This is a genomic window from Promicromonospora sp. CA-289599, assembly GCF_050936155.1.
Lineage (GTDB): Bacteria > Actinomycetota > Actinomycetes > Actinomycetales > Cellulomonadaceae > Promicromonospora.
In genome coordinates, this window is record NZ_JBNJNI010000001.1 from 3,268,027 (window position 1) to 3,294,378 (window position 26,352).

24 protein-coding genes are annotated in these 26,352 nt (G+C 72.1%); 15 read left to right on the plus strand and 9 right to left on the minus strand.

Going from position 1 to position 26,352, the window contains the following annotated elements; genetic code table 11:
• Positions 1–85 precede the first annotated feature (85 nt).
• Positions 86–1,414 carry an AMP-binding protein gene (locus tag ACQEVI_RS14475; protein WP_432900016.1) on the minus strand — a complete coding sequence of 443 codons (1,329 nt, stop codon included), beginning with the start codon at positions 1,412–1,414 and terminating at the stop codon, positions 86–88.
• Between the two features lie 156 nt (positions 1,415–1,570).
• Between ACQEVI_RS14475 and ACQEVI_RS14480 the strand changes: the two genes are divergently transcribed.
• Both ACQEVI_RS14480 and ACQEVI_RS14485 read left to right on the plus strand, forming a co-directional pair.
• Complete coding sequence (locus ACQEVI_RS14480; protein ID WP_432900019.1) at positions 1,571–2,782, plus strand: DUF1611 domain-containing protein; 1,212 nt, start codon at positions 1,571–1,573, stop codon at positions 2,780–2,782.
• A complete protein-coding gene (locus tag ACQEVI_RS14485; RefSeq protein ID WP_432900022.1) occupies positions 2,769–4,424 on the plus strand; it encodes an ABC transporter transmembrane domain-containing protein in 1,656 nt (551 codons plus the stop codon). The genes ACQEVI_RS14480 and ACQEVI_RS14485 overlap by 14 nt, the downstream gene beginning before the upstream one ends.
• Before the next feature lie 238 nt (positions 4,425–4,662).
• On the opposite strand, the gene ACQEVI_RS14490 is transcribed toward ACQEVI_RS14485, so the two are convergent.
• Positions 4,663–5,616, minus strand: a complete 954-nt coding sequence (locus tag ACQEVI_RS14490; protein ID WP_432900025.1) for a 1,4-dihydroxy-2-naphthoyl-CoA synthase — start codon at positions 5,614–5,616, stop codon at positions 4,663–4,665.
• 135 nt (positions 5,617–5,751) lie between these two features.
• Between ACQEVI_RS14490 and ACQEVI_RS14495 the strand changes: the two genes are divergently transcribed.
• Positions 5,752–6,354, plus strand: coding sequence for a gamma carbonic anhydrase family protein (locus tag ACQEVI_RS14495; protein WP_432900028.1), 603 nt, complete (start codon positions 5,752–5,754; stop codon positions 6,352–6,354).
• 12 nt (positions 6,355–6,366) lie between these two features.
• Here the strand turns inward: ACQEVI_RS14495 and ACQEVI_RS14500 are convergent, their stop codons facing one another.
• A complete protein-coding gene (locus ACQEVI_RS14500) occupies positions 6,367–7,314 on the minus strand; it encodes an EamA family transporter (RefSeq protein ID WP_432900031.1) in 948 nt (315 codons plus the stop codon).
• Between the two features lie 147 nt (positions 7,315–7,461).
• Between ACQEVI_RS14500 and ACQEVI_RS14505 the strand changes: the two genes are divergently transcribed.
• The 6 genes from ACQEVI_RS14505 to ACQEVI_RS14530 all read left to right on the plus strand — a co-directional run bounded on the left by ACQEVI_RS14505 (position 7,462) and on the right by ACQEVI_RS14530 (position 13,441).
• Positions 7,462–7,968 carry a type II toxin-antitoxin system Phd/YefM family antitoxin gene (locus tag ACQEVI_RS14505; protein ID WP_432900034.1) on the plus strand — a complete coding sequence of 169 codons (507 nt, stop codon included), beginning with the start codon at positions 7,462–7,464 and terminating at the stop codon, positions 7,966–7,968.
• Entirely contained in the window at positions 7,968–8,318 is a 351-nt protein-coding gene (locus tag ACQEVI_RS14510; protein WP_432900037.1) for a hypothetical protein, read from the plus strand. Before ACQEVI_RS14505 ends, ACQEVI_RS14510 begins: the two co-directional genes overlap by 1 nt.
• A 25-nt stretch (positions 8,319–8,343) precedes the next feature.
• Complete coding sequence (locus tag ACQEVI_RS14515; RefSeq protein WP_432900040.1) at positions 8,344–9,324, plus strand: o-succinylbenzoate synthase; 981 nt, start codon at positions 8,344–8,346, stop codon at positions 9,322–9,324.
• Positions 9,321–11,111: a 2-succinyl-5-enolpyruvyl-6-hydroxy-3-cyclohexene-1-carboxylic-acid synthase gene (gene menD, locus ACQEVI_RS14520; protein WP_432900043.1), complete on the plus strand. Its 1,791-nt coding sequence runs from the start codon at positions 9,321–9,323 to the stop codon at positions 11,109–11,111. Before ACQEVI_RS14515 ends, menD begins: the two co-directional genes overlap by 4 nt.
• An 84-nt stretch (positions 11,112–11,195) precedes the next feature.
• Entirely contained in the window at positions 11,196–12,815 is a 1,620-nt protein-coding gene (locus ACQEVI_RS14525; protein ID WP_432900046.1) for a trypsin-like peptidase domain-containing protein, read from the plus strand.
• A gap of 254 nt (positions 12,816–13,069) precedes the next feature.
• Positions 13,070–13,441: a GNAT family N-acetyltransferase gene (locus tag ACQEVI_RS14530; protein WP_432900049.1), complete on the plus strand. Its 372-nt coding sequence runs from the start codon at positions 13,070–13,072 to the stop codon at positions 13,439–13,441.
• 9 nt (positions 13,442–13,450) lie between these two features.
• On the opposite strand, the gene ACQEVI_RS14535 is transcribed toward ACQEVI_RS14530, so the two are convergent.
• Entirely contained in the window at positions 13,451–14,080 is a 630-nt protein-coding gene (locus tag ACQEVI_RS14535; protein WP_432900052.1) for a TetR/AcrR family transcriptional regulator, read from the minus strand.
• A gap of 126 nt (positions 14,081–14,206) precedes the next feature.
• On the opposite strand from ACQEVI_RS14535, the gene ACQEVI_RS14540 reads away from it, so the two are divergent.
• Together ACQEVI_RS14540 and ACQEVI_RS14545 are read left to right on the plus strand one after the other, a co-directional pair.
• Entirely contained in the window at positions 14,207–14,803 is a 597-nt protein-coding gene (locus tag ACQEVI_RS14540) for a DUF6230 family protein (protein WP_357507047.1), read from the plus strand.
• Positions 14,794–16,446, plus strand: coding sequence for a DUF6114 domain-containing protein (locus tag ACQEVI_RS14545; RefSeq protein WP_432900056.1), 1,653 nt, complete (start codon positions 14,794–14,796; stop codon positions 16,444–16,446). Before ACQEVI_RS14540 ends, ACQEVI_RS14545 begins: the two co-directional genes overlap by 10 nt.
• 68 nt (positions 16,447–16,514) lie before the next feature.
• Here ACQEVI_RS14545 and ACQEVI_RS14550 read toward each other — a convergent pair whose 3' ends face one another.
• Positions 16,515–17,972, minus strand: a complete 1,458-nt coding sequence (locus ACQEVI_RS14550; protein WP_432900059.1) for an isochorismate synthase — start codon at positions 17,970–17,972, stop codon at positions 16,515–16,517.
• Between the two features lie 84 nt (positions 17,973–18,056).
• Positions 18,057–19,262, minus strand: coding sequence for an ATP-binding protein (locus ACQEVI_RS14555; RefSeq protein ID WP_432900062.1), 1,206 nt, complete (start codon positions 19,260–19,262; stop codon positions 18,057–18,059).
• Between the two features lie 114 nt (positions 19,263–19,376).
• Between ACQEVI_RS14555 and ACQEVI_RS14560 the strand changes: the two genes are divergently transcribed.
• On the plus strand, positions 19,377–20,072 hold the full coding sequence (locus ACQEVI_RS14560) for a demethylmenaquinone methyltransferase (RefSeq protein WP_432900065.1): 696 nt from the start codon (positions 19,377–19,379) through the stop codon (positions 20,070–20,072).
• A gap of 51 nt (positions 20,073–20,123) precedes the next feature.
• Here ACQEVI_RS14560 and ACQEVI_RS14565 read toward each other — a convergent pair whose 3' ends face one another.
• Positions 20,124–21,824: a hypothetical protein gene (locus tag ACQEVI_RS14565; protein WP_432900067.1), complete on the minus strand. Its 1,701-nt coding sequence runs from the start codon at positions 21,822–21,824 to the stop codon at positions 20,124–20,126.
• Positions 21,809–22,615, minus strand: coding sequence for an ABC transporter ATP-binding protein (locus tag ACQEVI_RS14570; RefSeq protein WP_432900070.1), 807 nt, complete (start codon positions 22,613–22,615; stop codon positions 21,809–21,811). The genes ACQEVI_RS14565 and ACQEVI_RS14570 overlap by 16 nt, the downstream gene beginning before the upstream one ends.
• A 134-nt stretch (positions 22,616–22,749) precedes the next feature.
• On the opposite strand from ACQEVI_RS14570, the gene ACQEVI_RS14575 reads away from it, so the two are divergent.
• Together ACQEVI_RS14575 and ACQEVI_RS14580 are read left to right on the plus strand one after the other, a co-directional pair.
• Positions 22,750–24,015, plus strand: a complete 1,266-nt coding sequence (locus ACQEVI_RS14575) for a sensor histidine kinase (protein ID WP_432900073.1) — start codon at positions 22,750–22,752, stop codon at positions 24,013–24,015.
• Positions 24,012–24,737, plus strand: a complete 726-nt coding sequence (locus ACQEVI_RS14580) for a response regulator (RefSeq protein ID WP_432900076.1) — start codon at positions 24,012–24,014, stop codon at positions 24,735–24,737. The genes ACQEVI_RS14575 and ACQEVI_RS14580 overlap by 4 nt, the downstream gene beginning before the upstream one ends.
• A gap of 10 nt (positions 24,738–24,747) precedes the next feature.
• On the opposite strand, the gene ACQEVI_RS14585 is transcribed toward ACQEVI_RS14580, so the two are convergent.
• Entirely contained in the window at positions 24,748–25,773 is a 1,026-nt protein-coding gene (locus ACQEVI_RS14585; protein WP_432900079.1) for an AraC family transcriptional regulator ligand-binding domain-containing protein, read from the minus strand.
• A 107-nt stretch (positions 25,774–25,880) separates the two neighbouring features.
• On the opposite strand from ACQEVI_RS14585, the gene ACQEVI_RS14590 reads away from it, so the two are divergent.
• Positions 25,881–26,324 carry a hypothetical protein gene (locus tag ACQEVI_RS14590; RefSeq protein ID WP_432900082.1) on the plus strand — a complete coding sequence of 148 codons (444 nt, stop codon included), beginning with the start codon at positions 25,881–25,883 and terminating at the stop codon, positions 26,322–26,324.
• Positions 26,325–26,352 lie beyond the last annotated feature (28 nt).

Consider the following 26,352-nt stretch of genomic DNA (forward strand, 5'->3'; position numbering starts at 1 on the left):
AGCATCCGTGGACGACAGGGTTCGCGCCCAGCAGGTTCGACGTTCCAGGTCCGGGCCTGTTCGAGGTCCTGGCGGAGGAACGAAGTCATGGTCGCACGGGTTCCCGGGCCGCCTGCCGCTCGGCCCGCACGACGGCGTCCCGCACCGCCCGGCGGTCCGTCTTGCCGGGGCCGCGGGTCGGCAGGGCGTCCGTGACGTAGACCCGGCGCGGCGCGGCGGGGGCACCGAGCCGCTGCCCGACGGCGGAGCGCAGCCTGGTGAGCAGCTCGCCTTCGCCGTCGGCCAGGACGGGCCCCCGGTCCGGGCTCGGGCCGGCCGGTGCCCCCTGGGCAGGCGTCCGTCCGGCTGGTCCGGTCGCGACGACGGCGACGACCGCCTGGCCCCACTCGGCGTCGGGCACACCGACGACGCAGGCCTCCCCGGGGGTGCCGAGCTCCGCGAGGTGCTCGGCGATGGCGTCCTCGACGGCCGCCGGGGCGACGTTGACGCCTCCGGTGAGGATGACGTCGTCCGCCCGGCCGAGGATGGTGAGCCGGCCGTCGTCCAGACGGCCCAGGTCGGAGGTGCGGAACCAGCGGGTGCCGTCCGGATCGGTACGGAACGCGGCGGCGGTGGCGTCGGGATCGCCCACGTAGCCCTCGGCGAGCATCGGACCCGACAGCTCGACGACGCCGGTTCCCGGGGCGGACCCGGGCGCGAGGCCGGACCCCGGCTCGGCGTCGGCCTCGGCCAGGCGGACCCGTACGCCGGCGAGCGGGACGCCGTCGTACACGCAGCCGCCGCTCGTCTCGGACATGCCGTAGGTGGTGACGACGCGGACGCCGGCGGCCCGGGCACTCGCCAGCAGGGGGGCCGAGGCGGCCGCCCCGCCGACGAGCACCGCGTCGAACCGGGCGAGGGCGTCGAGGCCTGCGCTGTCGCCGTCGTCGGCCGCGGTGACCAGGCGGTGCAGCTGGGTGGGGACCAGCGAGACGTACGCGCGCCGGCCGGGCGCCAGGTGGTCGGCGAAGTCGGTGGCGACTGCCGCGAACTTCGCAGCGGTGAACCGGTCGAGCGTGTCCGGGTACAGCGCGCCGTCCGGCATGAGGGACCTGGTGATGACCTGGACCCCCGCGACGTGAGTGGGCGGGAGCACGAGCAGCCAGCTTCCGGGGCCGCCGAGCCGCCGGTGCGTGGCGTCCGCCGAGGCACGCAGGGCGGCGGCGCTCAGCGCGACCTCGCGCGGGTCACCCGTGGAACCGGAGGTCCGCAGCACGAGCGCGGTGCCGGGCGGTGCGTCGACGTCGGACAGGCGGGGCTGCGGTGCGTACGCGGGGCCGCCGTCGAGGGCGTCCCGGACGGCGCGGACGACGCTGCCCACAGGGTCGGGCACAAGGTCGGGCACAGCGTCGGGGGAGGGGACTGTCGGGGCCACCTCACGAGCGTAAGCGTGCGCCGGGGGTGCCGGAGCATGATGCGGCGGGCGCCCCGATGAGAGACCTGTCATCCGGGTCTCATGACCGGTTCATACCGGCCTAGTTGAGTGACGGTGTTGCACCTCAGCGTCCCTCGACCAGAAAGCGTGGCCGTCATGAGCATCCTCGACACGTCCCCTGACCTGCGCGGCTACGCCTCGCGCCCCGTCGTCGCCCCGCTGCTGGCGGACGCCGCCGGCGCACGGACGCCCGACCCGCTCGTGCGCCGTCTGCTGCGGGCCAAGAAGGCCTACTCCACCCGGTTCGTCGCGGCGGCCATCGAGGAGGATCCCGGCGCCTTCGACCTGATCACCGACCAGGCCCGGGCGCCGCGGGCCGGCGACGTCGTCCTGGCCCGGGTGGTGACGATCGGCCAGCACAAGCGGCTCGAGTCTCCGGTGTCGCGCCGCCAGATCCTGTTCGAGGGTGACGAGATCGTCGTGGCCTACGGGTCGCGCTACGCCGCCGACCAGTTCCTCGCCGTCATCCCCGAGGACCTCGGCGAGTGCCATCTCGCGGCCGCCGGCGGGCTCGCCTCCCGCGTCGTCGACCAGCACGCGGCGATCGACGACGCCACGGTGATCGAGCCGATCGGGCTGCTCTCCCGCGCGAACCAGGTGGTCAATCTGGCGAGGTTCGCGCCACACACGGTGCGCGCGGCGGCGCTCGCCGGCGGCTCCGCGACGCGGGTTCCCGTCGTCGCGGTGGTCGGTACGTCGATGAACTCCGGCAAGTCCACGACGCTGGCCTGCCTCGCCCGCGGTCTCACCGCGGCCGGCCTCACCGTCCACGCGGGCAAGGCGACCGGAACGGGCGCGGGCAACGATGCGCACCTCTACACCGACGCGGGCGCGGCTCGCGTGGTCGACTTCACCGACTTCGGTTTCCCCAGCACGTTCGGCCTGTCCTTCGAGGAGGTCCGGGACGTGTTCGCGACCATGACGGGCGTGCTGGCGTCCCCGACCGGGCACGGCACCCCTGACGTCGTCCTGATCGAGATCGCCGACGGCATCTTCCAGGGCGACACGAGCCGCCTCCTCACCGACGACGCCTTCCGTTCGGTGGTCGACCGCGTGGTGTTCGCCGCAGGGGACGCGCTCGGCGCGAGCGGCGGGATAGCGGCGCTCCGGGCGCTGGGCTGCGAGCCGTCGGTGGTGTCCGGGGTGCTCACCGCCTCGCCGCTCGCCACCGCGGAGGCCCGCGCCGCGCTGGACGTCGGCGTCGTGCCGACGTACGACCTGTGCCTGCCGTCCGTGGCGCTCGCCGCTGCGGGCCTGGCTCCCGCTGGTCCTGCCGCGCAGACCAGGGGCGGGCATGCCGTCGCCTGAGCCGGAGCCCGGCCAGCTTCCGAAGATCTACACCGGCGGACGACGCGGCTGGGTGGTCGGCCTGGTCGCCCTGGGCCTCGGCCAGGCCGCGCTCGGTGTGCTCAGCGCCTGGACCCTCACGCAGCTCCGTGCGGGCAGCCCGTGGCCGATGGCGGTCGTGATCGTCAGCATCGTCGCGGCCGCCGTCGCGCTCGGTGGGCTGCGCGTGGAGGAGCGGATCGCCGCCGAACGGCTGGGCCAGGACTACGTGCGGGACGTACGCCGTGACCTGGTCCAGGCCGAGCTCACCCCGGGCAGCCGCACGCACCTGGGTATCACGGTCGCCCGGACCACCAACGATCTCTCCAGCGTGCGCAACTGGGTGTCGCAGGGCGTCGGACCGCTCGCCGCGGGAATCCCGCTGATCCTCGGCTCCGTCGTGGGCCTCACGATCATCGACCCGTTCCTCGGCCTCGGGTTCCTGTTCCCGCTCGGCGTGCTCGCCGCGGTCATGGTGCCCTGGGCGCGGACGGCGTACCTGAGGTCGCGCAGCCTGCGGCGGGCCCGCGGGCGCATGGCCACGCGGATCGCCGACACGGTGGGCGCCGCGCAGGGGATCATCGCGGCGCGCGGCGCGGGCCGCGAGCTCGGCCACATCGACTCCGCCTCGGACGTCGTCGTCGACCGGGCGGTCGACCGGTCCGCGATCGTCGGCCTGATCCGGGCCGGCGGCACCGTGGCGGCGATGCTGGCCACGCTGGCCGTCGCGGCCGTCGGCGTCGTCCGCGGCATCGACCCCGCCGTCACGATGGCCGCCATGGCGATCGCGGGTATCGCGTCGACGCCGATCATCGACCTCGGCCGGATCGTCGAGTACCGCCAGACCTACCTGGCCGCTCGCGCCGTCCTGGGCCCGGCGCTCGCCGACGCCGCGCGCCGGCGCGCCGGGTACGAGCAGGCGCGCGACGCCGCGACGTCGGCCCCCGTGCCGGACGGCGCGGACGTGCCCGGCCTGGTGCACGTCGCCGTCCCCGGGCTCACCGGCGAGCCGTTGCGGGGGAGCGGCGGCGCCCGGATCCGGCTGACCAGTGACGACCCGGGGGCGCCGCTGCGTCTGATGCGCCGGGTCGTCGGGCTCGACGCGACCCCGCCCGGCGTCGCCGACGAGATCTGGGTGGGCGGCGAGAACCTGCGGGCCGTCGCTCCGGCGCGCGGTCGCGCGCTCGTCGGGCTCGCCACGAGGGGCACGGTGTTCGAGCGCGGATCGCTGCGGCGTGCGGTGCGCTACCGGCGTCCGGATCTGGACGAGGAGACCGCGGTAGCGGTTCTGGAGGTCGTCGGCCTCTCCGCCGACCGGTTCCCCGACGGGCTGCGCACCGTGCTGCGCTCCGGCGGGGAACCTCTGACGACCGACGAGCGGGCGCGGCTCGCGCTCGCCCGCGCGATCTACGGCAAGCCGCCGCTGCTCCTGGTCGCCGACCTCGACCGGGACCTGGACCAGGAGGGGCGTGTTCGGCTGGAGCGCATCCTGGCGGGCTACCCGGGTGTCGTCGTGCTCACCGGGTCCGACGAGCTGGCGCGGGCGCTGGGTGCCGAGGAGTTCCGGGTCGAGGCGACGCCGGTCCTGGTCACTCCGGACGGGCGCGCGCAGGACGACGACTGAGCCTGACACGCCCCCGAGTCTGGTGCGGTCTCGTGGTGAGGTGCGGCCGCCCGTCGAACCGTAGGTTGCGTGTCTGCCGCCACTCACGGGGCCGCCACCGAACCGCAGGAAACAGGTCACGTTCTTCGCTGAACCGAAAGGTGCACGTCGATCCGGTGTCAGATGGACGTGCACCTTTCGGTTCAGCGACGGCTACGACGAGGAACTTTCGGTTCGGCGCCGGCCGAAACGCGCACCGTCAGTAGTAGTACGGGAACGCCGACCAGTCCGGGTCGCGGCGCTCCAGGAACGCCTCCTTGCCCTCGACCGCCTCGTCGGTCATGTACGCGAGCCGTGTCGCCTCGCCCGCGAACACCTGCTGGCCGGCGATGCCGTCGTCGGCGGCGTTGAACGCGAACTTCAGCATCCGGATGGCCTGCGGCGACTTGCCCGCGATGATCTTCGCGTACTCGAGCGCCAGCCCTTCTAGGTCCTCGTGGGCCGCGACCTCGTTGACGGAGCCCCAGCGCTCGGCGTCGTCGGCGGAGTACTCCCGGGCGAGGAAGAAGACCTCGCGGGCCCGCTTCTGGCCGATCTGGCGGGCGAAGTAGGCGGAGCCGTACCCGGCGTCGAACGAGCCGACGTCGGCGTCGGTCTGCTTGAACTTGCCGTGCTCGCGGCAGGCGACCGTGAGGTCGGCGACGACGTGCAGGGAGTGCCCGCCGCCCGCGGCCCAGCCGTCCACCACCGCGATGACCACCTTGGGCATGGTCCGCATCAGGCGCTGCACCTCGAGGATGTGCAGGCGGCCGGCCTTGGCCGGGTCGATCGAGTCGGCGTTATCGCCCTCCGCGTAGCGGTAGCCGTCACGGCCGCGGATGCGCTGGTCGCCGCCGCTGCAGAACGCCCAGCCGCCGTCCTTGGGGGAGGGGCCGTTGCCGGTCAGGAGCACCGTGCCGACGTCGGACGTCATGCGCGCGTGGTCCATGACCCGGTACAGCTCGTCCACGCTGTGCGGGCGGAAGGCGTTGCGGACCTCGGGGCGGTCGAACGCGATGCGGACCACGGGCAGGTCGCGCGGCTCGGGGCCGGTGCGGTCGACGCCGCGGTGGTACGTGAGGTCGGTCAGGTCCTCGAAGCCCGACACCGCGCGCCAGCGCTGCGGGTCGAACGTCTCGGAGACCTGCTGGGGGAGTTCGGTGCTCGTGCTCACGCGGGCAAGCCTAGTTGGGGCGCTGCGGCCGTCTTTTCATAGACCGGTCGCTACCGTCCGTTTTATGAAAAGACGAGGCGACGTCGTGTGGGTGTCGGCCTCTATGGTGGCGGCGACGAGAGGACGGACCCCCACATGCTCATCCGCCATCGCGGTCTCGAACCGACCATCGACCCGTCGGCATACGTCGCCCCGTCGGCGACCCTCGTTGGTGACGTCCGCGTCGGGCCAGGCGCGCGGATTCTGCACGGCGCGGTGCTCACCGCCGAGGACGGCGTCGTGATCGTCGGGCCGGACACCGTCGTCATGGAGAACGCGCTCGTGCGTGGGCGCCAGGCGCACCCCGCACAGATCGGGGACGCCGTGCTGATCGGCCCGCACGCCCATGTCAACGGCAGCACCGTCGAGGACGAGGCGTTCATCGCGACCGGCGCCGCGCTGTTCCCGGGCAGCGTCATCGGTGCGGGCGCCGAGGTGCGCATCCACGGTGTGGTGCAGGTCAACACGGTGGTGGCCCCGGGCGCGGTGGTGCCGATCGGCTGGATCGCGGTGGGTGCCCCGGCAACCATCCTGCCGCCGGAGAAGCACGAGGAGATCTGGGCGATCCAGCGCAAGCTCGACTTCCCCGGCACCGTGTACGGGGTCGACAGGGACACCTCGATGCGCGAGCTCATGCGCCGCCAGTCGGACTACTACGGCGCCCACCGCGACGACGTGCCTGTGGACGGGACCGTGTAGCGACTCAGGCACTCAGGTCCGGCGGTCCAGGTCCTGGGTCGCTGCGAGATCCTCCGGCCGGATCTCGGGGCGCGAGCCGCGCGTGGCGCCCACCGAGGCGATGACCACGCACAGCACCGCGATCCACTGCGACCAGTGCAGCAGCTCCTGGAGCACGACGAGGCCGATGAGCGCCGCCATGGCTGGTTCGAGGCTCATCAGGATGCCGAAGACGCGCGGCGGCATCTTGCGCAGCGCCTCCAGGTCCAGCGAGTACGGGAGCACCGACGACAACAGAGCCAGACCGAGCCCGGCGACCAGGACCCACGGCTGAACCAGCGCCGCTCCGCTGTCGACCACGCCGATGGGGGCCGCCACCAGCGCCGCGACGATCATGCCCAGGGCCAGGCCGTTGCCCTCCGTGGTGTGGCGGCCCAGCGCCGCGCTGACCACGATGTACAGGCCCCAGCACGCCCCCGCGGCGAGGGCGAACAACAGGCCGATGAGGTCTACCTCGCCGCCTCCGCCCATGAGCAGGACGACGCCGGCTGCCGCCAGCGCCGCCCAGAGAGCGTCCAGCCAGCGCCTCGACCCGATGAGGGCCACCGTCAGCGGCCCGAGGAACTCGATGGTGACCGCGATTCCCAGCGGGAGGCGGTCCAGCGCCAGGTAGAAGCACAGGTTCATCAGGCCGAGGATCAGGCCGTAGGCGACCACCACGGTCCACGCCTGACGGCTCATGCGCGGGGAAGGCCGCCACAGGAGCATCAGGATCGCCGCGGCGAAGAACAAGCGCAGTGCCACGGCCCCGAAGCTGCCCACCTCGCTGAACAGCTGCTTGGCCAGCGCGGAGCCGAGCTGGACGCTGACGATGCCGAGCAGGACCAGGGCCGTCGGCGGGACGCCACCGAGACCGCGTCCGACCAGACCCGTCAGGGAGGGCCGGGGCGTCGGGCCGTGTCGTGCGCTGTCATCGTTCATAGGGGCCACACCTGGAGTATCGACGGCCATCGGGTCGCGTAACACGTCATTTCGCTGCAGCCCTGTGGATAACTCTCCAAGGGTGTCTGTGACCCGACGTAGGTTCGTTCTCGGGTGCTCACCCGACAATCAGATGCAGGAGGAACGATGGCGCTTGTGCTTGACAGTTCAGAACGTATTCTGAACTATGGGGCGATGGACGTTCGACCGATTGCTCAGACGGTGCGGTTCTCCGATCTCTCACGCGACTCCAAGAAGGTCGCGGCTGCGGCTGACCGAGGCCCTGTCATGATCACGCGCCGGGACGGGGAACCACTGGTACTGCAGCGCCAGAGCGTCTACGAGCAGAATCGGGCTGGGCTCGCGCTCGCTTCCCAGGTGATCGCGGCCGCTGTAGGCGAAGGCCCGGAGGGCTTTGCGGAGCGGCTCGAACGATTCTTCCCGTGGATGAGCTTTCTCCCGCTGGCCGGACGCGCTCAGTGCGCGAACGAGCTGGCCCAGGTGGCCCGGGCCTGTGCGTCCGTGTCGGTCTTCGAGCCGCTCGAGGTCGAGGTCGCCGCGTGGCAGTCGACCGCTGAGGCGTATGCGTCGGGCCATGGGCCTGATAAGGACTATGACTGGCTGGACGAGTCGATCACCGTTGAGCGGCCGTGATGGTCCGAGAAGCTGCGGTACCTCGTCCCATCAAGAAGAACGAGTACACGATCGTCTTCGCGAGCAAGCAGGCTCAGAAGGGCTGGCTCGATGTCGCGGCGACAAAGCGGAACGCGCTGGCCGACGCGTGGGACTTCCTCACGCGGACTCCGCATGCGTCATCGCCAACCTGCCATCAGCTCAAGTTCGAGCTGGCGACCGTCGAGCGTGCCGGACAGGTCCACGACAGGTGGCAGTACGAGCTGCCCGGCGGGGCGCGGATCTGGTTCTACGTGACGAAGGATGAGCCGGCAGCGGGTGTCGTGCACATCCTCGACGTCCACACGCACCACCCGAACGAGACCAAGTAGTCGTGCAGATCGTTAGCCTGGGCCTGTGCTGCTGATCGGTGAGCCCGTCGTCTGGTCCACGCCCCTCCGGACCCGCTTTCGCGGGATCGACGTGCGCGACGGCATCCTCCTGCGCGGGCCTGCCGGCTGGGGCGAGCTGTCGCCGTTCTGGGACTACGACGACGCCGAGTCCGCGACCTGGCTGCGCGCCGCGCACGAGGCGGCCTTCGTCGGCTGGCCCGAACCCGTCCGGCAGAGCGTCCCGGTCAACGTGACGGTCCCCGCCGTCGGGCCGGAGCGGGCCCGGGAGATCGTGCTGGCGTCCGGCGGCTGCCGCACCGCCAAGGTCAAGGTCGCCCAGCGCGGGCCCGACGGGTCGCTCGAGCCCGTGTCCGCCGAGGTCGAACGGGTTGCGGCGGTCCGGGAGGCCCTCGGGCCCGACGGCGCCGTCCGGATCGACGCCAACGCCGCCTGGACCCCCGACGAGGCCATCGCTCACCTGGCCGAGATCGATCACGCGGCCGGCGGGCTGGAGTACGTGGAACAGCCCTGCGCCACCGTGGAGGAGCTCGCTCTCGTGCGCCGCAAGCAGGACGTGCCCGTCGCGGCCGACGAGTCCATCCGCCGCGCGTCCGACCCCATGCGGGTGGTGCGCGAGGAGGCCGCCGACATCGTCGTCCTCAAGGTCCAGCCGCTCGGGGGCGTGCGCGCCTGCCTGGAGCTCGCCGAACAGGTCGGGCTGCCGGTCGTCGTCTCGTCGGCGCTGGAGAGCTCGGTGGGGCTCGCCGCCGGCGTCGCCCTCGCCGCCGCCCTCCCCGAGCTGCCCTACGCCTGCGGGCTCGCGACGTCCCAGCTCCTGGTGCACGACGTCGTCACCGACCCGCTGCTGCCCGTCGACGGTGCACTCCCCGTCCGCCGCCCCGAACCCTCGCCCCGGGCGCTCGCGGCCGCGGCGGCCGACCACCCGACCGCCGAGCGCTGGCTCGCGCGGTACCACCGACTGACCCGGATCCTGGAGGACGCATGACGATCCCGCCCGCCGTCACCGCCGCCCGCGCACTGGTTGCCGACCTGGTCAGCCGGGGTGTGGCCGACTTCGTGCTCGCGCCCGGCTCGCGCAGCGCGCCCCTCGCCTACGCGGTGGCGGAGGCCGCCGACGCCGGCCGCGTCACGCTGCACGTCCGGATCGACGAGCGGGCCGCGGGATTCTTGGCGCTCGGCCTGTCGAAGGGTGCGGAGGGCGCCCCGGTCGCCGTCGTCACGACGTCGGGGACCGCCGTCGCGAACCTGCACCCGGCGGTGCTGGAGGCGAGCCACACCGGGCTGCCGCTGATCCTGCTCACTGCCGACCGGCCGCACGAGCTGCGCGGCACCGGGGCGTCGCAGACGACCGACCAGGTGGGCATCTTCGGTTCGGCGGTGCGGTTCGCCGTGGACGTGCCGGCGCCGTCGGGCAGCCAGGGAGCGGCAGGGGGGCCGGATGCCGAGCCAGGTGCCCCGAGCGCGGAGGAGCTCCGCGACCTGCGGAGCGTCACGGGACGTGCGGCCAGCGCGGCCCTCGGGTTCCGGTCGGGACATCCCGGCCCGGTGCACCTCAACCTGGCGTTCCGGGACCCGCTGACGCCGTCGGCCCCGCTGCCCGGGCTGCCCGCGGACACCGCGCTGGAGGGCTACCCCAGGCCCGACCCGCCGCTCGTCGTGCCCGCCATGCTGCAGCACGTCGCGTCCCCTGCGCTGCCCGGTGACCCGGCGCGCACCGTCGTCGTGGCGGGTGACGGCGCGGGCACCGATGCCCGGCAGCTCGCGGAGGTGCAGGGCTGGCCCTTGTTCGCGGAGCCGTCGTCGGGCGCGACCGGCGGGCCCAACTCCATCGCGGCCTACCGGGCGCTGCTCGGGTCCGAGGATCTCGCCGGGAGCATCGAGCAGGTGGTGGTCCTCGGCCGGCCGACGCTCTCCCGACCCGTGCAGCGGCTCCTCGGCCGCCCGGACGTCACGGTCTCCGTCGTCGCGCCGGGCGCTGGTCCGTGGCCCGACGCCGCCCGTAACGCCGCCGTGGTGCTGCCGGGCGTGGCGCCCGCCTGGTTCGAGACGTCCACCCCGCCGCCGTCCGCCTTCCTGGAGCGCTGGCGTGCCGCCGGGGCACAGGCCTCCAGGGTGCTCGACGACGTGACCTGCGACGAGGCGGTCCTCGGCGGGCCGACCGCACTCTCCGTGGCCCGTGCGGTCGCCGCCGTCCTCGGGCCGGACGACCTGCTGGTGGTCGGCTCGTCCAACCCGGTACGGGACCTCGAGCTGGTGCTCGGCCTCGACGGCCCCGGCCCGGCGGTCCTCGCGAACCGTGGGCTCGCGGGCATCGACGGCACGGTGTCGACGGCGGTCGGCGTCGCGCTCGCCGCCGCCCGCCGTGGTCTGCGGACCCGCGCCCTCCTGGGCGACCTCACGTTCCTGCACGACGTCGGCGGCCTGCTCCGCGGACCGGACGAGACCCCGGTGGACCTGGAGATAGTGGTGGTGAACGACGACGGCGGCTCGATCTTCGCCACGCTGGAGCACGGCGCGCTCGCCGCCACCAGCAGCACGGCGAACGCCACGTTCGAGCGGGTCTTCGGGACGCCCCACGGGTCGAACCTGGCGCAGCTCTGTGCGGGGTACGGCGTGGACCACCAGCTCGTGAAGGACGTGCCGACCCTGCGCCACGCGCTGCAGGCACCGAGTCACGGGATCCAGGTGATCGAGGTGCGGGTGCCTCGTGCGGACCGCCAGACGGAGTCCACCGAGCTGGCGCGCCGCATAGTGGCCGCCGTCCAGGAGTGAGGGCTCGCAGCCAACTCACAGACTCGTCCAAGGTTGAAGCAAGGATCGGGGTGTCAACTGGTTCTGACTTCAAGGAGGGTCACGATGACCGACGAGAACAGCACCACTCCGCAGCCGGAACAGCAGCCGCACGTGCCGCAGCCCACAGAGCAGCTGCCGCCCGCGACGCCGCCGACTCAGCAGCTGCCGGCCTCCGCGCCGGTGCCTGCGCCCGCACCGGTGCCTGCGCCCGCACCGGCCCAGAACGCGGCGACTGAGCAGTCCTCGAACGCCGCGCAGCCCTCGCACCCCGCACAGCCGTCGAGCGTCGCTCCGTCCTCGGCGCCCGCATCCGTGCCCGTGGGTGGGGCCGTCCAGCACCCGGCGCCCGCGCCGTCCACCACCGGCCCGGCGTCCGGGTACGTCAACCCGTACGCGGTGCCGGCGACGGTGACGGCGTCGGACGAGACGAGGACGAAGAACCGCGCCTGGGTTCCCGTGGTCAGCGCAGCAGCGGCCGCCGCGCTGCTGGCGAGCCTGGGGACCGCGGGTGCCATCTCGCTCACCGACGGCTCGGGCGGCGCGGCCTCCCTGGCCGACGTGGGGCAGACGACCAGCCAGAACGTGCCCGTGAAGAGCTCGACCGTCGACAACCCGGACTGGACGGCCGTCACCTCCGCGGTGCAGGAGTCGGTGGTCGCGATCCAGGTGGAGAGCCAGGGCGGCGGCGCGGAGGGCTCCGGCGTCGTGCTGGACTCCGAGGGTCATGTCCTGACCAACAACCATGTGGTCGCCGGGGCGCAGACCGTGCAGGTCACGCTCAGCGACGGCCGCGTGTACGAGGCCGACATCGTCGGGACCGACCCGACCACAGACCTCGCCGTCGTGCAGCTGACCGACCCGCCGTCGGACCTCAAGCCCGCCAAGTTCGCGGACTCGTCGGACGTCGTGGTGGGGGAGCCCGTGATGGCGCTCGGCAACCCGCTCGGTCTGGCGAACACCGCCACGACGGGCATCGTGTCCGCCCTGGACCGCCCGGTCACGGCCAGCGCCGAGGACGGGTCGGACCAGGTGGTCACCAACGCCATCCAGATCGACGCCGCGGTGAACCCCGGTAACTCGGGCGGGCCGCTGTTCAACGCGTCGGGCGAGGTCATCGGCATCACGTCCTCCATCGCCACGCTGTCGAGCGGGATGTCGTCGGGCAGCTCCGGCTCGATCGGCCTCGGGTTCGCGATCCCGTCGAACCAGGCGACGCAGATCGGCGACCAGCTCAAGGCCGACGGCACCGCCGAGCACGCCTTCCTCGGTGTCTCGCTCCAGGACGCCACGGCCACCGCCGACGACGTCACCCGGCGCGGCGCGGGCGTCGTCGAGGTCACCGCGGACTCGCCGGCCGGTGAGGCCGGCATCCAGCAGGGCGACGTGATCGTCGCGATCGACGGTGCCCCGGTGAACGGCTCGGCGTCCCTCACGGCGTTCGTCCGGGAGAAGGTCGCAGGGGACGAGTCGGTGCTGACCGTCGTGCGTGACGGCAAGACCCAGGAGATCACCGTGACGCTCGCGGTCAAGGAGGAGTCGGCGACCCAGGACCAGGGTCAGCAGGGCCAGCAGAACCAGGGCCAGCAGGGTCAGCAGGCGCCGGACTCCGGCTCGGGTTCGGACCAGAGCGCACCGAACAACATCCCCGACTGGATGCAGGAGTGGTTCGGCAACCAGGGCTGACCCTTTCGCCGAGACGGACCCCGAAACAGAGCCCTGGCCCCCTCGCCAGGGCTCTGTTTCGGGTATTCGCGTTCAGCGGGTGAACTCGGCTGGTCCGGTCTAAATTAGGCCGCGTGTCTGGGACGTTTACCGTGGTCAGGACCCTCGGCCGATCGGATGCCGCACATGACATCCTCGGAGAGCTGCCCGAATGGTTTGGTATTGACCGGTTCACGCACGAATACGTAGAGGCGGCGGCAAAGTTCCCCAACTATGTGGCGGTCGCAACGCCTGAGTCCCCGGCACCCGCGATCGCGGCCGACGGCGGCAAGATCCCGTCCGAGGACGTGCTCGGCGTGCTGCTCGTCGACCAGCGATACCCGACGTCGGCGGAGGTGCACCTGCTCGCCGTCCGGCGCAAGCACCACCGTGGGGGCATCGGGCGCAGCCTCATGCGACGCGTGGAGGAAGACCTCCGGGCCCAGGGTGTGCGCCTGCTGAGCGTGAAGACGTTCGGACCGTCGGCGTCCGACCCGGACTTCGACCGGACCCGCGCCTTCTACGCCGCCTGCGGCTTCCACCCGGTCGAGGAGTTTCCCGACCTCTGGGCCGACAACCCCTGCATGCTCATGGTCAAGGCGCTCTGACGGGAGCGGTCAGCGCGCCGACGGGACCCCGAACAGCGCCTCCGAGGCGCCCGGCACGACGGCGGCGACGACGCCCCCGAGGCTGCGCTCGAGATAACCGACGAGCTCCTCGTCGGTGAGGTCGGAGTTGATGCCGCCGTCGACCAGCGCCTGCTCGGCGAGGGCCACCCAGGAGCGGACCGCCACGCGCAGGAGCTCCGACTCGGGCACTCCCAGCTCCAGGAGGACGGCGAGGGCCCGCTCCGTCTGCTCCCGCCGCGCGTCCTCGATGACGGCGCGCACCTCCTCGTCACCGCTGGCCGCGCCACGGACCAGCGAGTAGAAGGTCGGGCCGTGCTCTCGTACATAGGTGACGAGCCGGGTCAGCGTGCTGACCAGGCGCTCGGCCGGCGGAAGCTCCGCAAGGGGTTCGGAGGCGTGCAGCATCGAGTCGCGCGCGCGCCGCACGATCTCGTGGTGCAGGCCGTTCTTGGAGCCGAAGTAGTAGTAGACGAGACCCGTCGAGACACCGGCTTCGGCGGCGATCTCCTCGACGGTCACGTCGGCCAGCGGCCGGTCCGCGAGAGTGGCCACTCCCAGTGCCACGAGCTGGTTACGGCGTTCCTCCGGGCGAAGTCGGGTGCGACGGGCTGTTGCCATGGTTCGAGCATATCCGGCATGCTTTGCGGCGCTCCCAGCAGACAATTGACGCTTAGTCAGTAATCGCGCTAACGTCGCGATGGGACGACGGCGTAGTCGTTCACATTGGCATCGAGGGGAACACCAATGAAGCTCAGCAAGCTCACGGGGTCGCGCAAGGGGCGCGTGGCTCTGGCAGTCATCCCGGTCGCGATCGCCGCCAGCTTTCTGCTGGGTGGGGTTGCCCAGGGTGCAGTGCCCGTCTCGTTCGCGATCTCCGGCAGCCAGTTCAAGATCGGCGCCGACCAGCTCGTGGGCACCGGCTTCTCGCAGTACGCGGGCGTGGCGACCGCCTCCGACGGTACGGAGCACCCCGCGGCCATCGCGAACATCAAGGACGCGAAGCTCTACAACCTGTGCCAGTCGGTCGTCCAGGACACCCCGCTCGGCAAGGTCGGCCTCCTCATCTCGGCGGGTACCGCCAAGGACAAGCCCGCGCTCGCGACCGATCTGCAGATCGGCATGAACGACCTTTCGGGTACCGCGGTCTTCAAGAACATCCGTATCGGCGTCGACGCCTCGACCGTCAACACGACCAAGAAGGGTGACGCCGGCGACTTCGCCATGGACTCCGACTCGATCGACATCAACGGTCTCCAGCAGGTGTCGTGGAGCACGCAGGCCGCCGTCTTCCAGCTGACGGACCTCAGCCTCAAGATCACGGACGGCACCGAGTGCTTCTAGGTCCGGGTGACGGCCAGGCCGACGCCGGCCGCCCCGGACTTCGCGCGAAGCTCGCTGACTGGCGCCGGGACTTCCGTCCCTGGCGCAAGCAGCGGCCGTTCGTCGGGGGTGTGCTGGTAGCGCTCGCTGGTCTCGAGATGCTTCTGTCCGGCCCGATCAAGCTGGACCAGCTCGGGATGAACGTCGTGCTGCAGTTCGGGGTCGAGGGCTCCCAGGCGACGATCCTCCCGCTCGCGCTGGTACTGCTGGGGATCCTGTCGATCGCGCAGCCCGTGCACCGGATCTTCTACGGCGTGATCGCGCTGATGATCTCCGTCTACTCGATCGCCGGAGTGAACCTCGGCGGCTGGGTCGTCGGGTTCCTGCTCGGGGTGGTCGGCGGCATCGTCGTCGTGTCCTGGGCGCCGCCGGAGGCGGACGCCGAGACGGAGGCGGAGAGCGACGGCACGGCAGACCCCGCCGAGCCGCGTGCCGCGGACGACGCTCCGGACGCGGACGTCACGGAGGCGGATGTCGCGAAGAAGGAAGGTGACGCACCGGCAGCCGAGGCTGCCCCGGACACGGAGGCCATCCCTCGCGCGGACTCGCTCAGTACAGCGCTGCGCGCGCTGTCCCAGAAGTCCGCCGCGGTGGTGGTCGCGGGCGCGCTGGCGATCGGCGGCACGAGCATGCCCGCGTCGACGTCGGACGCCCAGACCAAGCAGGACGACTCGTTCTGGTGCGTGGTCCTCGGTGTCTGTGACGAAGACGCGGCGGACCCGTCCGCCACGCCCACCCCGTCGCCGGGCGGCTCCGACCCGGGCACTTCCGACCCGGGCGACGGCGGGACCGACGACCCGGTCGGCGACGCGGTGGACGACGTCACGGGCGGCGGCACAGGCCCGGGTGACGGTGACACCGGCTCGGGTGATCCGGCCGACGGCGACGCCGGCACGGGCGAGGGCGACGATCCGCCCGAGTGCGAGGAGCCGACGCAGGACGGCTCCGTGCCGCCCGAGGCGGGGGACAGTGCGCCGTCCGATCCCTGCGGTGAGATCGACCCGCAGGAGACCATCGAGGAGGCGCTGCAGACGGAGCTCGGCACGTGCGTCAAGGTGAGCTTCGGCGGCAAGTACGACCTGAACGTCGACCTGCCGGGCCAGTGCGGGGCCAAGGAGGACGGTTCGGTCTTCTCCCTCCCCGCCGACCTGGAGAGCCGGGACCTGACCATCCCGCTCACCGGCATCAACGGCATCGGCCTGGCGAACGTGCCGGTCAAGGGTGCCGGCGAGCGCCGGGACGCCATCAAGATCTCGGCCGACAAGGTCGTCGTCGACGGCTTCTGGCTCAAGTCGTACGCCTACGACCACGGCACGACGGCGGGCACGGACACCCGGGCGAACTTCGTCTCGCTCGAGGGTGACGCGCACATGTACGTGTCGTCGATCCACGCGAACCTGCCGGACGGGCAGGACCTCCTCGAGGTGGCGACCAAGGTGCTCGAGGGCGCCTCGCTCATCGAGATCCTGCTGACCGCCACGGACGCGCGGATGGGTTTCCTCGGCGCGACGTCGAACGTCCAGGTGTGGGACGGCTTCCGCGAGCAGGTCTGGGGCGACGAGACCGACCCGATAGGCAAGGGCCCGACAGCCGGCACCCCCTGATTAGTTGAGTGCTGGACATTTGTCCTCTCGTACCGTTTCGAGAGGACAAATATCCAGCACTCAACGGGCTACGAGGTGGCGCCTAGCGCGTAGCGCATCGGTTCCAGCTTGGCTTCCGACTCCGCCAGTTCTGCCTGGGGGTCAGATGCCGCTACTATGCCGCAGCCCGCGAAGAGGCGGATGTGATGCTGGTCGGTCGGTGAGATCTCGGCGGACCGCAGGGCGATGCCCCACTCGCCGTCGCCGTCGGCGCCCACCCAGCCGACCGGCCCGGCGTACCGGGCCCGGTCCAGGCCCTCGATCTCCCGGATGAGGCTGCGCGCGGCGGTGGTCGGCGTACCGCAGACGGCGGCGCTCGGGTGCAGCGCGGCCGCCAGCGAGAGCGACGACGGCCGCAGGCCCGACGCCGGGCTCTGGTCGGTCAGCACGCCCGTCACGTCGGTCGCCAGGTGCATGACGTTCGGCAGGTGCAGCACGAACGGCGCCTCGGGCACGTTCATCGACGAGCAGAACGGTTCCAGCGCGGCGGCCACGGAGCGCACCGCGAACTCGTGCTCCTCGAGGTCCTTCGACGAACGGGCGAGCTTGGCGGCGTGCAGGAGGTCGGCGTCGGCGGGGACCGCCGGCGAGCCGGGTCCGTGCTCGCGGCTGATGGTGCCCGCCAGCACGCGCGACGCCACCAGGCCCTTCTCGCTGCGGACCAGGAGCTCCGGCGTCGCGCCGACCATGCCGTCCACGCTGAACGCCCAGCAGGCGTCGTACGCGGACGCGAGCCGGCCGAGCAGGTGGCGCGTGTCTACCGGGTGCTCGGCCGTGGCGACGACGTCGCGCGCGAGCACCACCTTCTCCAGCTCGCCGGTCTGGATCCGGGCCACCCCCTCGGCGACCACCGCCGGCCAGTCCGCCGCGCCCACGGCGCCGTCGGCCAGGACGACCTTGCCCGGATCGGTCACGGGCTGGTGCGGGTAGGCGGACAGCAGTTCCTCTCCCACGGGGGCGGAGCGGTCGCCCACGAGGGAGATCGTGGTCGTCCAGGCCCGGCCACCCTTCCGGCCGACGACGACGCGCGGCACGATCAGCACTCCGCTCGCACGCGCGGGGTCCTCGGACTCGTCGCCCGGGGTGACGTCGTCGAACGCGAAGCTGCCGAACGCGACCAGCCCGCTCCCGGGCAGGCGTACGTCGTCGTGCACGACGGCGCGGTCGAGCACTCGGCGCCAGGCGTCGTCGGCGTCGGCGAAGCGGCCGGGGCCGAACGTCTCGAACCGCAGCGCCTCGCCCCAGCCCACGAGCCCGTCGCCGTGCCGCACCCAGGCGAGCGCGTTGGTGTCGGGAAGCCGGTCGACGAGCGCGGTCGGCGTATCGGGCAGGTCGTCGACCGCGACGGTGCGGACCACGAGCTGGGGGCCGCCGGGCGCGCCCGGGGGCAGGTCGTCGGACGGGGGCGGCGCATCGGTGACCCAGGTGCCGGACACGGAGAAGCCGGTGGGTGCACCGGGGGTGCGTCCGGCAGGCGAGACGATCATCCGGATCAGGATATGACCGTGTCCTGGTCAGTCCCACATCGGGTGGGGGACGTCACACGGGGAGAGCGGCGTCCGGTAGGGGAGTCAGGCCAGGCGTTCCGCGCGTCGCCGGAGGTAGGCGTCGAAACCTGGTGCCGTGTAGTAGTACCGACCCTTGCCTTGCCGGTACAGCACGTTGGCTCGCACGAGCCGGCCGAGGAGGACGTTCACGTTGCTCGACTTCTTGGGGGAGAGATCGCCTAGCTCGCCTGCTAGGAGCGGCGGGTACGACGCGCCGGCGGCCGTTCCCAGCAGATCCTGCTCGGCGGGCCGAAGCGCATCAACCCGAGGTGAGTAGAAGTCCAGGTCCAGCCGCCGATAGATCTCGCTGTCCGTCGCGTCGAGGAGATCGACGGAGAACGTTGCGACGCCGGCAAAGGTCGCGGCGTCCCAGAGTTCAGCACCCCAGAGCTGGATGAAGTAGGGGTAGCCCTCGACGTCCGCGAGTACTCGCTCGACCAGCCCGTCATCAGCGGCCCGACCGGTCCCGTCCAACGGGATCAGGAACGCTTGCCGGGCCTCGGATGCGCCCAGCGATGCCACCTCGTCCCCGCGGAACATGCGCTCCGAGTAGGTCCGGGCCTCGAGAAGGTTCACGGTCAGGTTGGGCAGTCCGCAAAGGACCAGGCAGACGGCGACTCCTTGCCGCTGCAGCGCCGAGACCGCCGCGAGAAGCATCGACAGCGGATGGGACCCGTCCCGGGTCTTGTCGTCGACGAGCACCTGGGCCTCGTCGAAGAGCAGGACGATCCCCTCCTGGCCGGATCGTTGTACGACCTCGACGGCGTGTGCCATGGCCTCGGCAACCGCGCGGGTGCGTGTCGCGATCTCGCCGCCCAGAGACCACTCGAAATCGTCGAAGGTGACCTTGGCGGTCTGCCGTGCCGCATCGATGGCACCACCGAGTACCTGGCGGATGCGGCCGCTCGCAGAGCGGCGAGCCACCACTTCGTGGAGCATCCCGTCGAGAAGACGGGTCAGGCGGTCCTCGTCGTTGTGCCGAGGCTCCAGCTCGACGAAGACGGTCGCCCACTCTGCCTCGTCCGCTATTTCCTCGAACCGGCGAAGGAGGACGGTCTTGCCGACACCGCGCAACCCCGTGAGCCTCAGGTTCGCGGGGATCTCGGGAGCGCCCGAGAGCATGGCCTGGAAGCGTCGCATCTGCGGATCACGACCTGCCAGGTGAGCGGGAGGCAGGCCCACGCCGGGGCGGTAGGGGTTCTTGAGGACTGGCTTCTTGGCGCGCGGCACATAACAAACATAACAAGAATCGTGTTAGGTCTGCTAGACCGGGAAGGGGGTGGACGAGCCGACTGGGATCCAAGCCCTCAGATCCTGATGAGGACTTCATGAAACGATGGCGGCATGTCCCGCGCAAGCCTGGAAAAGAAGCCGGCCGAGGTCGCGTCGATGTTCGACGGGATCGCCGCCCGCTACGACCTGACGAACGACCTGATCTCCATGGGCCAGGACCGGCGCTGGCGGCGTCTCACGGTCGACGCCGTTGCCGCGATGCCCGGCGAGCGGGTGCTCGACCTCGCCGCGGGCACCGGAACCAGCAGCGAGCCCTTCGCCGCCGACGGCGCGTTCGTGGTCCCGTCCGACTTCTCGATCGGCATGCTGCAGGTCGGCAAGGAGCGCAGGCCGGACCTGCCGTTCGTCGCCGGGGACGCGATGCGGCTGCCGTTCGCCGACGCGTCCTTCGACGCGGTGACGATCAGCTTCGGCCTGCGGAACGTGGCGGACACGAGTGTGGCGCTGCGCGAGATGCTGCGCGTCGTCCGGCCCGGTGGCCGCGTGGCGATCTGCGAGTTCTCGACCCCCACGTGGAAGCCGTTCCGAGTGGTCTACCAGGAGTACCTGATGCGTGCGCTGCCGGTGGTGGCGAACCTCGTGACCCGTGAGAAGGGCTCCTACGACTACCTCGCCGAGTCCATCCGCACCTGGCACACCCAGGTCGAGCTGGCCCACCTGCTGCTCGAGGCCGGCTGGGAGCACGCGGCCTACCGCAACGTGTCCGCCGGCATCGTCGCGCTGCACCGGGCGGTCCGCCCGGCCTGACGGGCCGACGGCGACGGCGGGTGGCCGTCTGGGGCCACCCGCCGTCGCTCGTCACCGCGCCGCGGACCGGGCGACCCGGTCCGCCCGCTCCTTCTGCTTCCGGGCTTTCGCCTCCTGCTCGCCCCTGAGCGTCGCGGACTCGAACCAGTCGAGCGCGCCCGCGGCGCTGGTCTCGCGGAACACCTGGCCGTACCGGATGCGGCTGAACAGGTCCGGCAGCCGATCGGTCAGGTAGCCGATCGCTATCCGGCCGAGCAGCCACGCGGCGCCGAATCCGTTGACCAGGCCGACAGCGACCAAGAGAGCCGCCAGCCACGCGGACGGCGACGTCGCGTAGGCGACGATCATCCCGGCGGTCGGTGCGACACCGACCGAGATCAGCAACATCACTATCCACACGTGGAACGTGATGTTCCCGACCGCGTCGTTGGGCCCGACCCGCTGCCGTGGGTCGACTCCGGGCGACACCCCCACGGCGGCCACGACCACTGCGGCTCCGGAGGCTGCCCCGAACAGGGCGGGGGTCGCCGCGAGCAGGATCGGTACCGCCCACCAGGCCTGGCTGAGCACCACAAAGACCGCCGTCACGACCAGCACCTTGGGCAGGAACGTGAGCACGGCGCCCCACTGGCGACCGTGGACGTCCGCCCGGACCGACGTCTCGTCCTGCCCGACGACGTCGAGCCACACCGCGCTGCCGTCCTGGCCGTACATCGTGCAGGCCGAGATACCGAGCATGAACGCGACGATCAGGCCGGAGAACGCCGCGATGCCCCGCAGGTCGTCGCTGGTCAGCGCGAGAGCGCCGATGAGGATGCCGGTCCAGACACCGGACTGCACCTCCAGCAGACGCCAGCCGTCGCGGCTCCACTGACGCACCTCCTTGGCGATCACCGCACCCGTCTGCGTGCGGGGCAGGAACCCGCCGCCGGCGACCAGGCGGGCGGACCGGCGTCGGCCCCGCCGCTGCTGCACGCGTGGGCTGGTGGACGGAACCAGGAGCGGGACGGTGGCCGCCACGACCGCACCAGCGCACAGCGCGAGGGCGCCGAGCAGGACGAACGCACCGGCCCAGTCGCCACCCGCCGCACGCTCGACGGCGAGCACCGACCAGGACGTAGGACTCATGTCCAGGCCCCGGGTCACTGCGCTGTCCGTGATGCCGGTGGCCAGCAGGTCGGGCGTGCGCTCGATGGCGATGCTGACCGGGATCCAGCCGGCGAACATACCCGCGAACATCAGACCGAACTGGATCCCCGCGATCTCGATCCCGACGCGTGAGCCCATCGCCGCGCCGAGCAGCCCGTAGACCAGCCGGGACAGCGCGATCACGAGCACCCAGGTCAGCACGGCCCCGGGGACGGCGACGGCGAGCGTCGCAGGGTCCAGCAGGACGGCGTGCACGGCGACGGCGAGGTGCGCCGCGAGCACGATGGCGGCGGCGACGCTCACGTAGACGCTGACGAGGAGCCCGCGGCCGAGAGCTCGGCGGGGGACCGGGAGCAGCGCGAACCAGGCCGGACGCAGCGTGCCGGCCCCGCTCATCATCACCGGGCCGATGGCCGCGCCGACGCCCCAGAGCAGCAGGGTGAGCGTGAGCATCGTGTGCCGGGCGTCTTCGCCGCCGGCGAGCGCGGCGGCCGCCCAGGTCGCGGCCACGAGAGCCCCGCCGATCGCCCAGCCCGCCGGGCGCATGCCGACGGCCGTGTGGCGCAGCGTGGTCAGCTTGAGCGAGATCAGCTCCCGATCCACGTCAGGTCCTCCTTCGCGAGGTCGGTGGTGCCGACGAGCTCGACGAACCGGTCTTCGAGGGTCCCCGTGCCGCGAACCTCGTCCAGGGTGCCGTCGGCCAGGACCTGGCCCCGCGCGATGATCGCCACGCGGTCACAGAGCTGCTCGACGAGGCTCATCACGTGGCTCGAGATGATGACGGAGCCGCCGGAGTCGGTGAACCGGCGCAGGATGGCGGTGAGCACCCGCGCGGAGACCGGGTCCACCGCCTCGTACGGCTCGTCCAGCACCAGGAGGCGCGGCGAGTGCAGCAGCGCGGTCGCCAGGCCGATCTTCTTGCGCATGCCCGTCGAGTACTCGCCCACGAGCGTGCCGAGCGCCTCCGCCTCCTCCAGCTCCAGGATGCGCAGCAGCTCGGCGGTACGGTCTGCGACCGTCTGCGCGGGGAGCCTGCGGAACCGCCCCCAGTACGTGAGCAGCTCGCCACCGGTCAGCCGTTCGGGCAGTGCGAGACCGTCGGGGAGCACACCGAGCAGACGTTTGGCCTCGATCGGGTCGGCCCACACGTCGACCCCGTGCACGACGGCCCGGCCGCCGCTCGGTCGCAGCAGGCCGACCGCCATCGACAAGGCGGTGGTCTTCCCCGCGCCGTTGGGGCCGACGAGGCCGAAGAACGACCCGGGCGGTACCCGGAGATCGATGCTGTCCACTGCCACCTTGTCGGCGAACTCGCGGCGGAGTCCGTCCAGCTCGAGCGCGGGAACCGCGCCGGACGGTGGCGCGCTGTCCAGGCCTGAGGGTTCTGGGGTCATGTCTGCAGCCTGCCGCCCGGGGGCGGCGCGCGCATCGGCCGATCGGCCATTTCTCGGTGCGGCAGGTCTGGCCGATCGGCCAGACCTGCCGTGATCCGTGGCCGCGCCGGGCAGCGGGTAACTATTCTCGACGCATGGTCAGCGCGGCACCCCCGATCGAGGGACGGCGACGGTCCGTGCTCGCCGGGCTGAGCCCGCTGCGCGTCCGGCGGAACCGGGTCCAGTGGCTCGTGGACTGCCTGCTGTTCGCCTTCGCACTGCTTGTCTGGGCGTCGTACTGGGACCCGGTGCGGGAGGGGACCGCGGGGGTACCTGACTGGTTCCTGCCTTGGGACTTCGCCATGGGCATCGCGACCTGCTGCGCGCTCTGGTGGAGCCGCAGCCACCCGTTGGCCGTCGGCCTGGTGGTGTTCGTGCCCGCGGCGCTGTCGGCGAGCGCGGCGTTCGCGGTGGTCGTCGTCATCTACCGGATGGCGGCCTACCTGCGTCCGAGACTGTCGGTGCCGCTGGTCGGCGGCTACCTCGCGGCCGCCATCCCGTACCACGCGCTGTTCCCGGTCCCCGGGGTCGACTGGGCGTCGTGGCTGATCGTGATCTCGCTCCTGCACCTGCTGGCGCTCAGCTTCGGGTTGCTCACCCGCTCGCGGCGCCTCGTGCTGGAAGGGCTGCGTGCCGACGCGGCCCGCGAGCGCCGGGAGTCGGCGACCCGGCTGGAGGGCGTGCGCCGGGCCGAGCGCGAGCGCATCGCCCGTGAGATGCACGACGTGCTGGCGCACCGGGTCTCCTTGCTCTCCGTGCACGCCGGGGCGCTGGAGTACCGCACGACGGGCGACGTGCCACCCACGCTGGACGAGGTCCGCGCCGCCGCGGCTGTGATCCGGCAGAACGCGCACCTGGCCGTGGAGGAGCTGCGGCAGGTGCTGGTCGTGCTACGAGACCCTGTGGCGACCGGCACGTCGAACGGCCCGGCGTCGGAGGCCGTGCCCGCGGCCCCGCCCGAGCGCCCGCAGCCGCTGCTCCGGGACGTCTCCCGGCTGGTGGACGAGGCGCAGGGCGCCGGACAGCGGGTCACAGCAAGACTGGATCTCGAGCCGCTCGCGGACCTTCCCGAGATTGTCCAGCGCACGGTCTACCGGACCGTGCAGGAGGGGCTGACGAATGCCCGCAAGCACGCCGTCGGCGCCGTCGTGACCGTGGACGTGGGCCTGGCGGACGGGCAGGTGTACGTCGCGGTGGCCAACCCGCTGCCCCTGGGGGTGACCGCGAGCGAGGTGCCCGGCGTGGGTGCCGGGCTGATCGGCCTGGCCGAACGGGTACGGCTGGACGGCGGCAGCTTCGAGCACGGCGTCCACGACGGGAAGTTCCGCCTGACCGCTCACCTGCCGAGGGAGCGGACATGACGCCGGTCCGCCTGGTTCTGGTGGACGACGACCCGCTGGTCCTCGAGGGTCTGCGGCTGATGCTCACCGGAGCGCCAGGCATCGACGTGGTCGGGGACGCGGACGACGGCGACCGGCTGGTCGACGTGGTGCGGGAGACGACGCCCGACGTGGTGCTGCTGGACATCCGGATGCCGCGGCTCGACGGCGTCGCCGCGCTGCGTGCCCTGCGGGCGACGCGGGACGTCCCGCAGCCCGTGGTCGTCGTCCTGACCACGTTCGACACGGAACCTGTGGTCCTCGACGCGTTGCGCGCGGGGGCGTCGGGCTTTCTGCTCAAGCACACACCGCCGGTGGACATCGTCCGGGCGATCCGTGCGGCGACCGCAGGAGAGCCGACGGTCTCGCCCACCGTGCTGCGGCGGCTGATCGACCACGTGGCCGACGCGCCAGAGGGCGCCGGACCCGGCCGTCCAGGGTCCGGCGCGGCAGAGAGCCGCATGACGGCGGACGGCGGCCTCGCCGCGCTCACCGACCGTGAGCGGCAGGTCGCGGGCGCCGTCGCCGCCGGTCTCGGCAATGCCGAGATCGCCCGCCGGCTGTACCTGTCGCACGGTTCGGTCAAGGCGCACATCTCGAGCGCACTGACCAAGCTCGGCCTGGAGAACCGCACGCAGCTCGCGATCGCCGCGCACACGGCGGGAATCGACGGTCCGCGGCCTCCGGCACCGCCCAGGTCCTGAGGGAGACCGGTCATTCAGCGGCGGTCGCGGCGGTCGCCCGGAATCGTCCGGGCGGCTGCCCCGTCCAGCGCCGGAACGTCCGTGAGAAGGCGGCGGCGTCGGAGAAGCCCACGAGGTAGGCGACCTCGCCCACGGACGTCCGGCCCGCCCGCAGGTAGGCGGTCGCGAGGTCGCGCCGCACGTCGTCGACGACCTGCCGAAAGCCGGTGCCCTCGGCACGCAGGCGACGGGACAGCGTCGAGCGGCTGCAGTGGAGCCGGGCCGCGACGGCGTCCGCGCTGACCTCGCCCTCGTGCACCACGGTGCGCACGTGGTCCTCCACCCGCTCACGGAAGGTCTCCGGTGGCGGACGCCGGGCGAGCAGCGCGTCCCCCTTCTCCCGCAGGACCCCGAAGACGTAGCGGGGATGGCGCGCCACGGGCCAGGAACCCACCTCGGGGTGGAGCTCGATCTCGGTGCGCGAGGCGCCGAACCGGACCGGGCAGCCCAGCACGCGCTCGTACTCGTCCGGACGTGCCGGCGCCGTACGCGTGAGGTGCACGCGCAGCACGTGCGAACGGTCCAGGAACCGCCGCGGACCACAGACCAGACGCGTGACAGCCTCCTCGGACAGCTCCGGTCCCGGATCCACCGGGCGGCGTTCGACCAGCAGCAGCCGGTCCCCGGAACACTCGAGCTCGAACTGCGGACCGTCGTCGCCGTCGTCGATCGCCAGCGCGAGCCGTCCGTACCGCTGGAGCTGCCGGAGGGCGGTGGCCATGTCGGGGGCCGCCTCCATGATCAGACCGACTATCGACACGTCGGCCATCGCGACCTCGGCCCCGTGGTGCAGTGCCAGCGCCTCGTCGTCCAGAGCCACGCGGACGACGCGTACGAGCTCCAGGTAGCGCGCCAGCGGAACGCGCTCGTCCGGGTCGCGCAGTCGTTCCCGAGACAGGCCAGAGGCCGTGGCGAGGGCATCCGCGTCCGCGCCGTGCCGCTCGGCGTAGGTGAGCAGCCCGGCGACGAGACCGGCCGCTGTCGTCGCTCGTCGCACCGTGCTCCTCCTCGGGCCGGGGCCGCGGAGACCCCTGACGCGCAGGGTCAGGGACACTGACACACCGGATCATTCCGGTGCCGGGACGCCGGGACAAGACTGACCGCATGGACACTTTGACCAGGTCGGCGACGACCGACACGATCACACCCCTGCGACGCAACCTGATGCGTGCCTGCTACCTGCTCATGGTGGTCGGGCTCGCCCTCGTCGCCTGGCCCCGGCTGCTGGCCTCCGGCTCCGACCGGCCGCTCATCGAGGGCACCTTCGACGCCGTGCTGTGCGCCCTGCAGCTTCTCTCGATCATCGGGTTCTTCGCCCCGGTGCGCATGGCCGCCGTGCTCGTCCTCGAGGTGCTGTGGAAGGGGATCTGGGTGCTCGTGGTCGCGGTGCCGTCGCTGTGGGGCGGCGGCATCACCCCTGAGGTCTCCGAGACCCTGTTCGCCTTCTCCTTCGCGGTGCCGTTCGTCTTCATCATCCCCTGGCGGGCACTGGTCCATGACCTGGTCCGGGCACGTGAGCCCTGGCGCGCGGCACCGACCGCAAAGTAAGGGGACCGTCCCGGCGGGCGGTTCGCCT

What these genes read in the sequence shown, in the direction of transcription:
- ACQEVI_RS14525 (WP_432900046.1), top strand. Translation starts at nt 11,196, where the DNA reads ATGACCGACGAGAACAGCACCACTCCGCAGCCGGAACAGCAGCCGCAC.
- ACQEVI_RS14560 (WP_432900065.1), top strand. Translation starts at nt 19,377, where the DNA reads ATGTCCCGCGCAAGCCTGGAAAAGAAGCCGGCCGAGGTCGCGTCGATG.
- ACQEVI_RS14570 (WP_432900070.1), bottom strand. Translation starts at nt 22,615, where the DNA reads ATGACCCCAGAACCCTCAGGCCTGGACAGCGCGCCACCGTCCGGCGCG.
- ACQEVI_RS14500 (WP_432900031.1), bottom strand. Translation starts at nt 7,314, where the DNA reads ATGAACGATGACAGCGCACGACACGGCCCGACGCCCCGGCCCTCCCTG.
- ACQEVI_RS14575 (WP_432900073.1), top strand. Translation starts at nt 22,750, where the DNA reads ATGGTCAGCGCGGCACCCCCGATCGAGGGACGGCGACGGTCCGTGCTC.
- ACQEVI_RS14535 (WP_432900052.1), bottom strand. Translation starts at nt 14,080, where the DNA reads ATGGCAACAGCCCGTCGCACCCGACTTCGCCCGGAGGAACGCCGTAAC.
- ACQEVI_RS14495 (WP_432900028.1), top strand. Translation starts at nt 5,752, where the DNA reads ATGCTCATCCGCCATCGCGGTCTCGAACCGACCATCGACCCGTCGGCA.
- ACQEVI_RS14590 (WP_432900082.1), top strand. Translation starts at nt 25,881, where the DNA reads ATGGACACTTTGACCAGGTCGGCGACGACCGACACGATCACACCCCTG.
- ACQEVI_RS14480 (WP_432900019.1), top strand. Translation starts at nt 1,571, where the DNA reads ATGAGCATCCTCGACACGTCCCCTGACCTGCGCGGCTACGCCTCGCGC.
- ACQEVI_RS14485 (WP_432900022.1), top strand. Translation starts at nt 2,769, where the DNA reads ATGCCGTCGCCTGAGCCGGAGCCCGGCCAGCTTCCGAAGATCTACACC.
- ACQEVI_RS14510 (WP_432900037.1), top strand. Translation starts at nt 7,968, where the DNA reads ATGGTCCGAGAAGCTGCGGTACCTCGTCCCATCAAGAAGAACGAGTAC.
- ACQEVI_RS14505 (WP_432900034.1), top strand. Translation starts at nt 7,462, where the DNA reads ATGGCGCTTGTGCTTGACAGTTCAGAACGTATTCTGAACTATGGGGCG.
- menD (WP_432900043.1), top strand. Translation starts at nt 9,321, where the DNA reads ATGACGATCCCGCCCGCCGTCACCGCCGCCCGCGCACTGGTTGCCGAC.
- ACQEVI_RS14550 (WP_432900059.1), bottom strand. Translation starts at nt 17,972, where the DNA reads ATGATCGTCTCGCCTGCCGGACGCACCCCCGGTGCACCCACCGGCTTC.
- ACQEVI_RS14580 (WP_432900076.1), top strand. Translation starts at nt 24,012, where the DNA reads ATGACGCCGGTCCGCCTGGTTCTGGTGGACGACGACCCGCTGGTCCTC.
- ACQEVI_RS14540 (WP_357507047.1), top strand. Translation starts at nt 14,207, where the DNA reads ATGAAGCTCAGCAAGCTCACGGGGTCGCGCAAGGGGCGCGTGGCTCTG.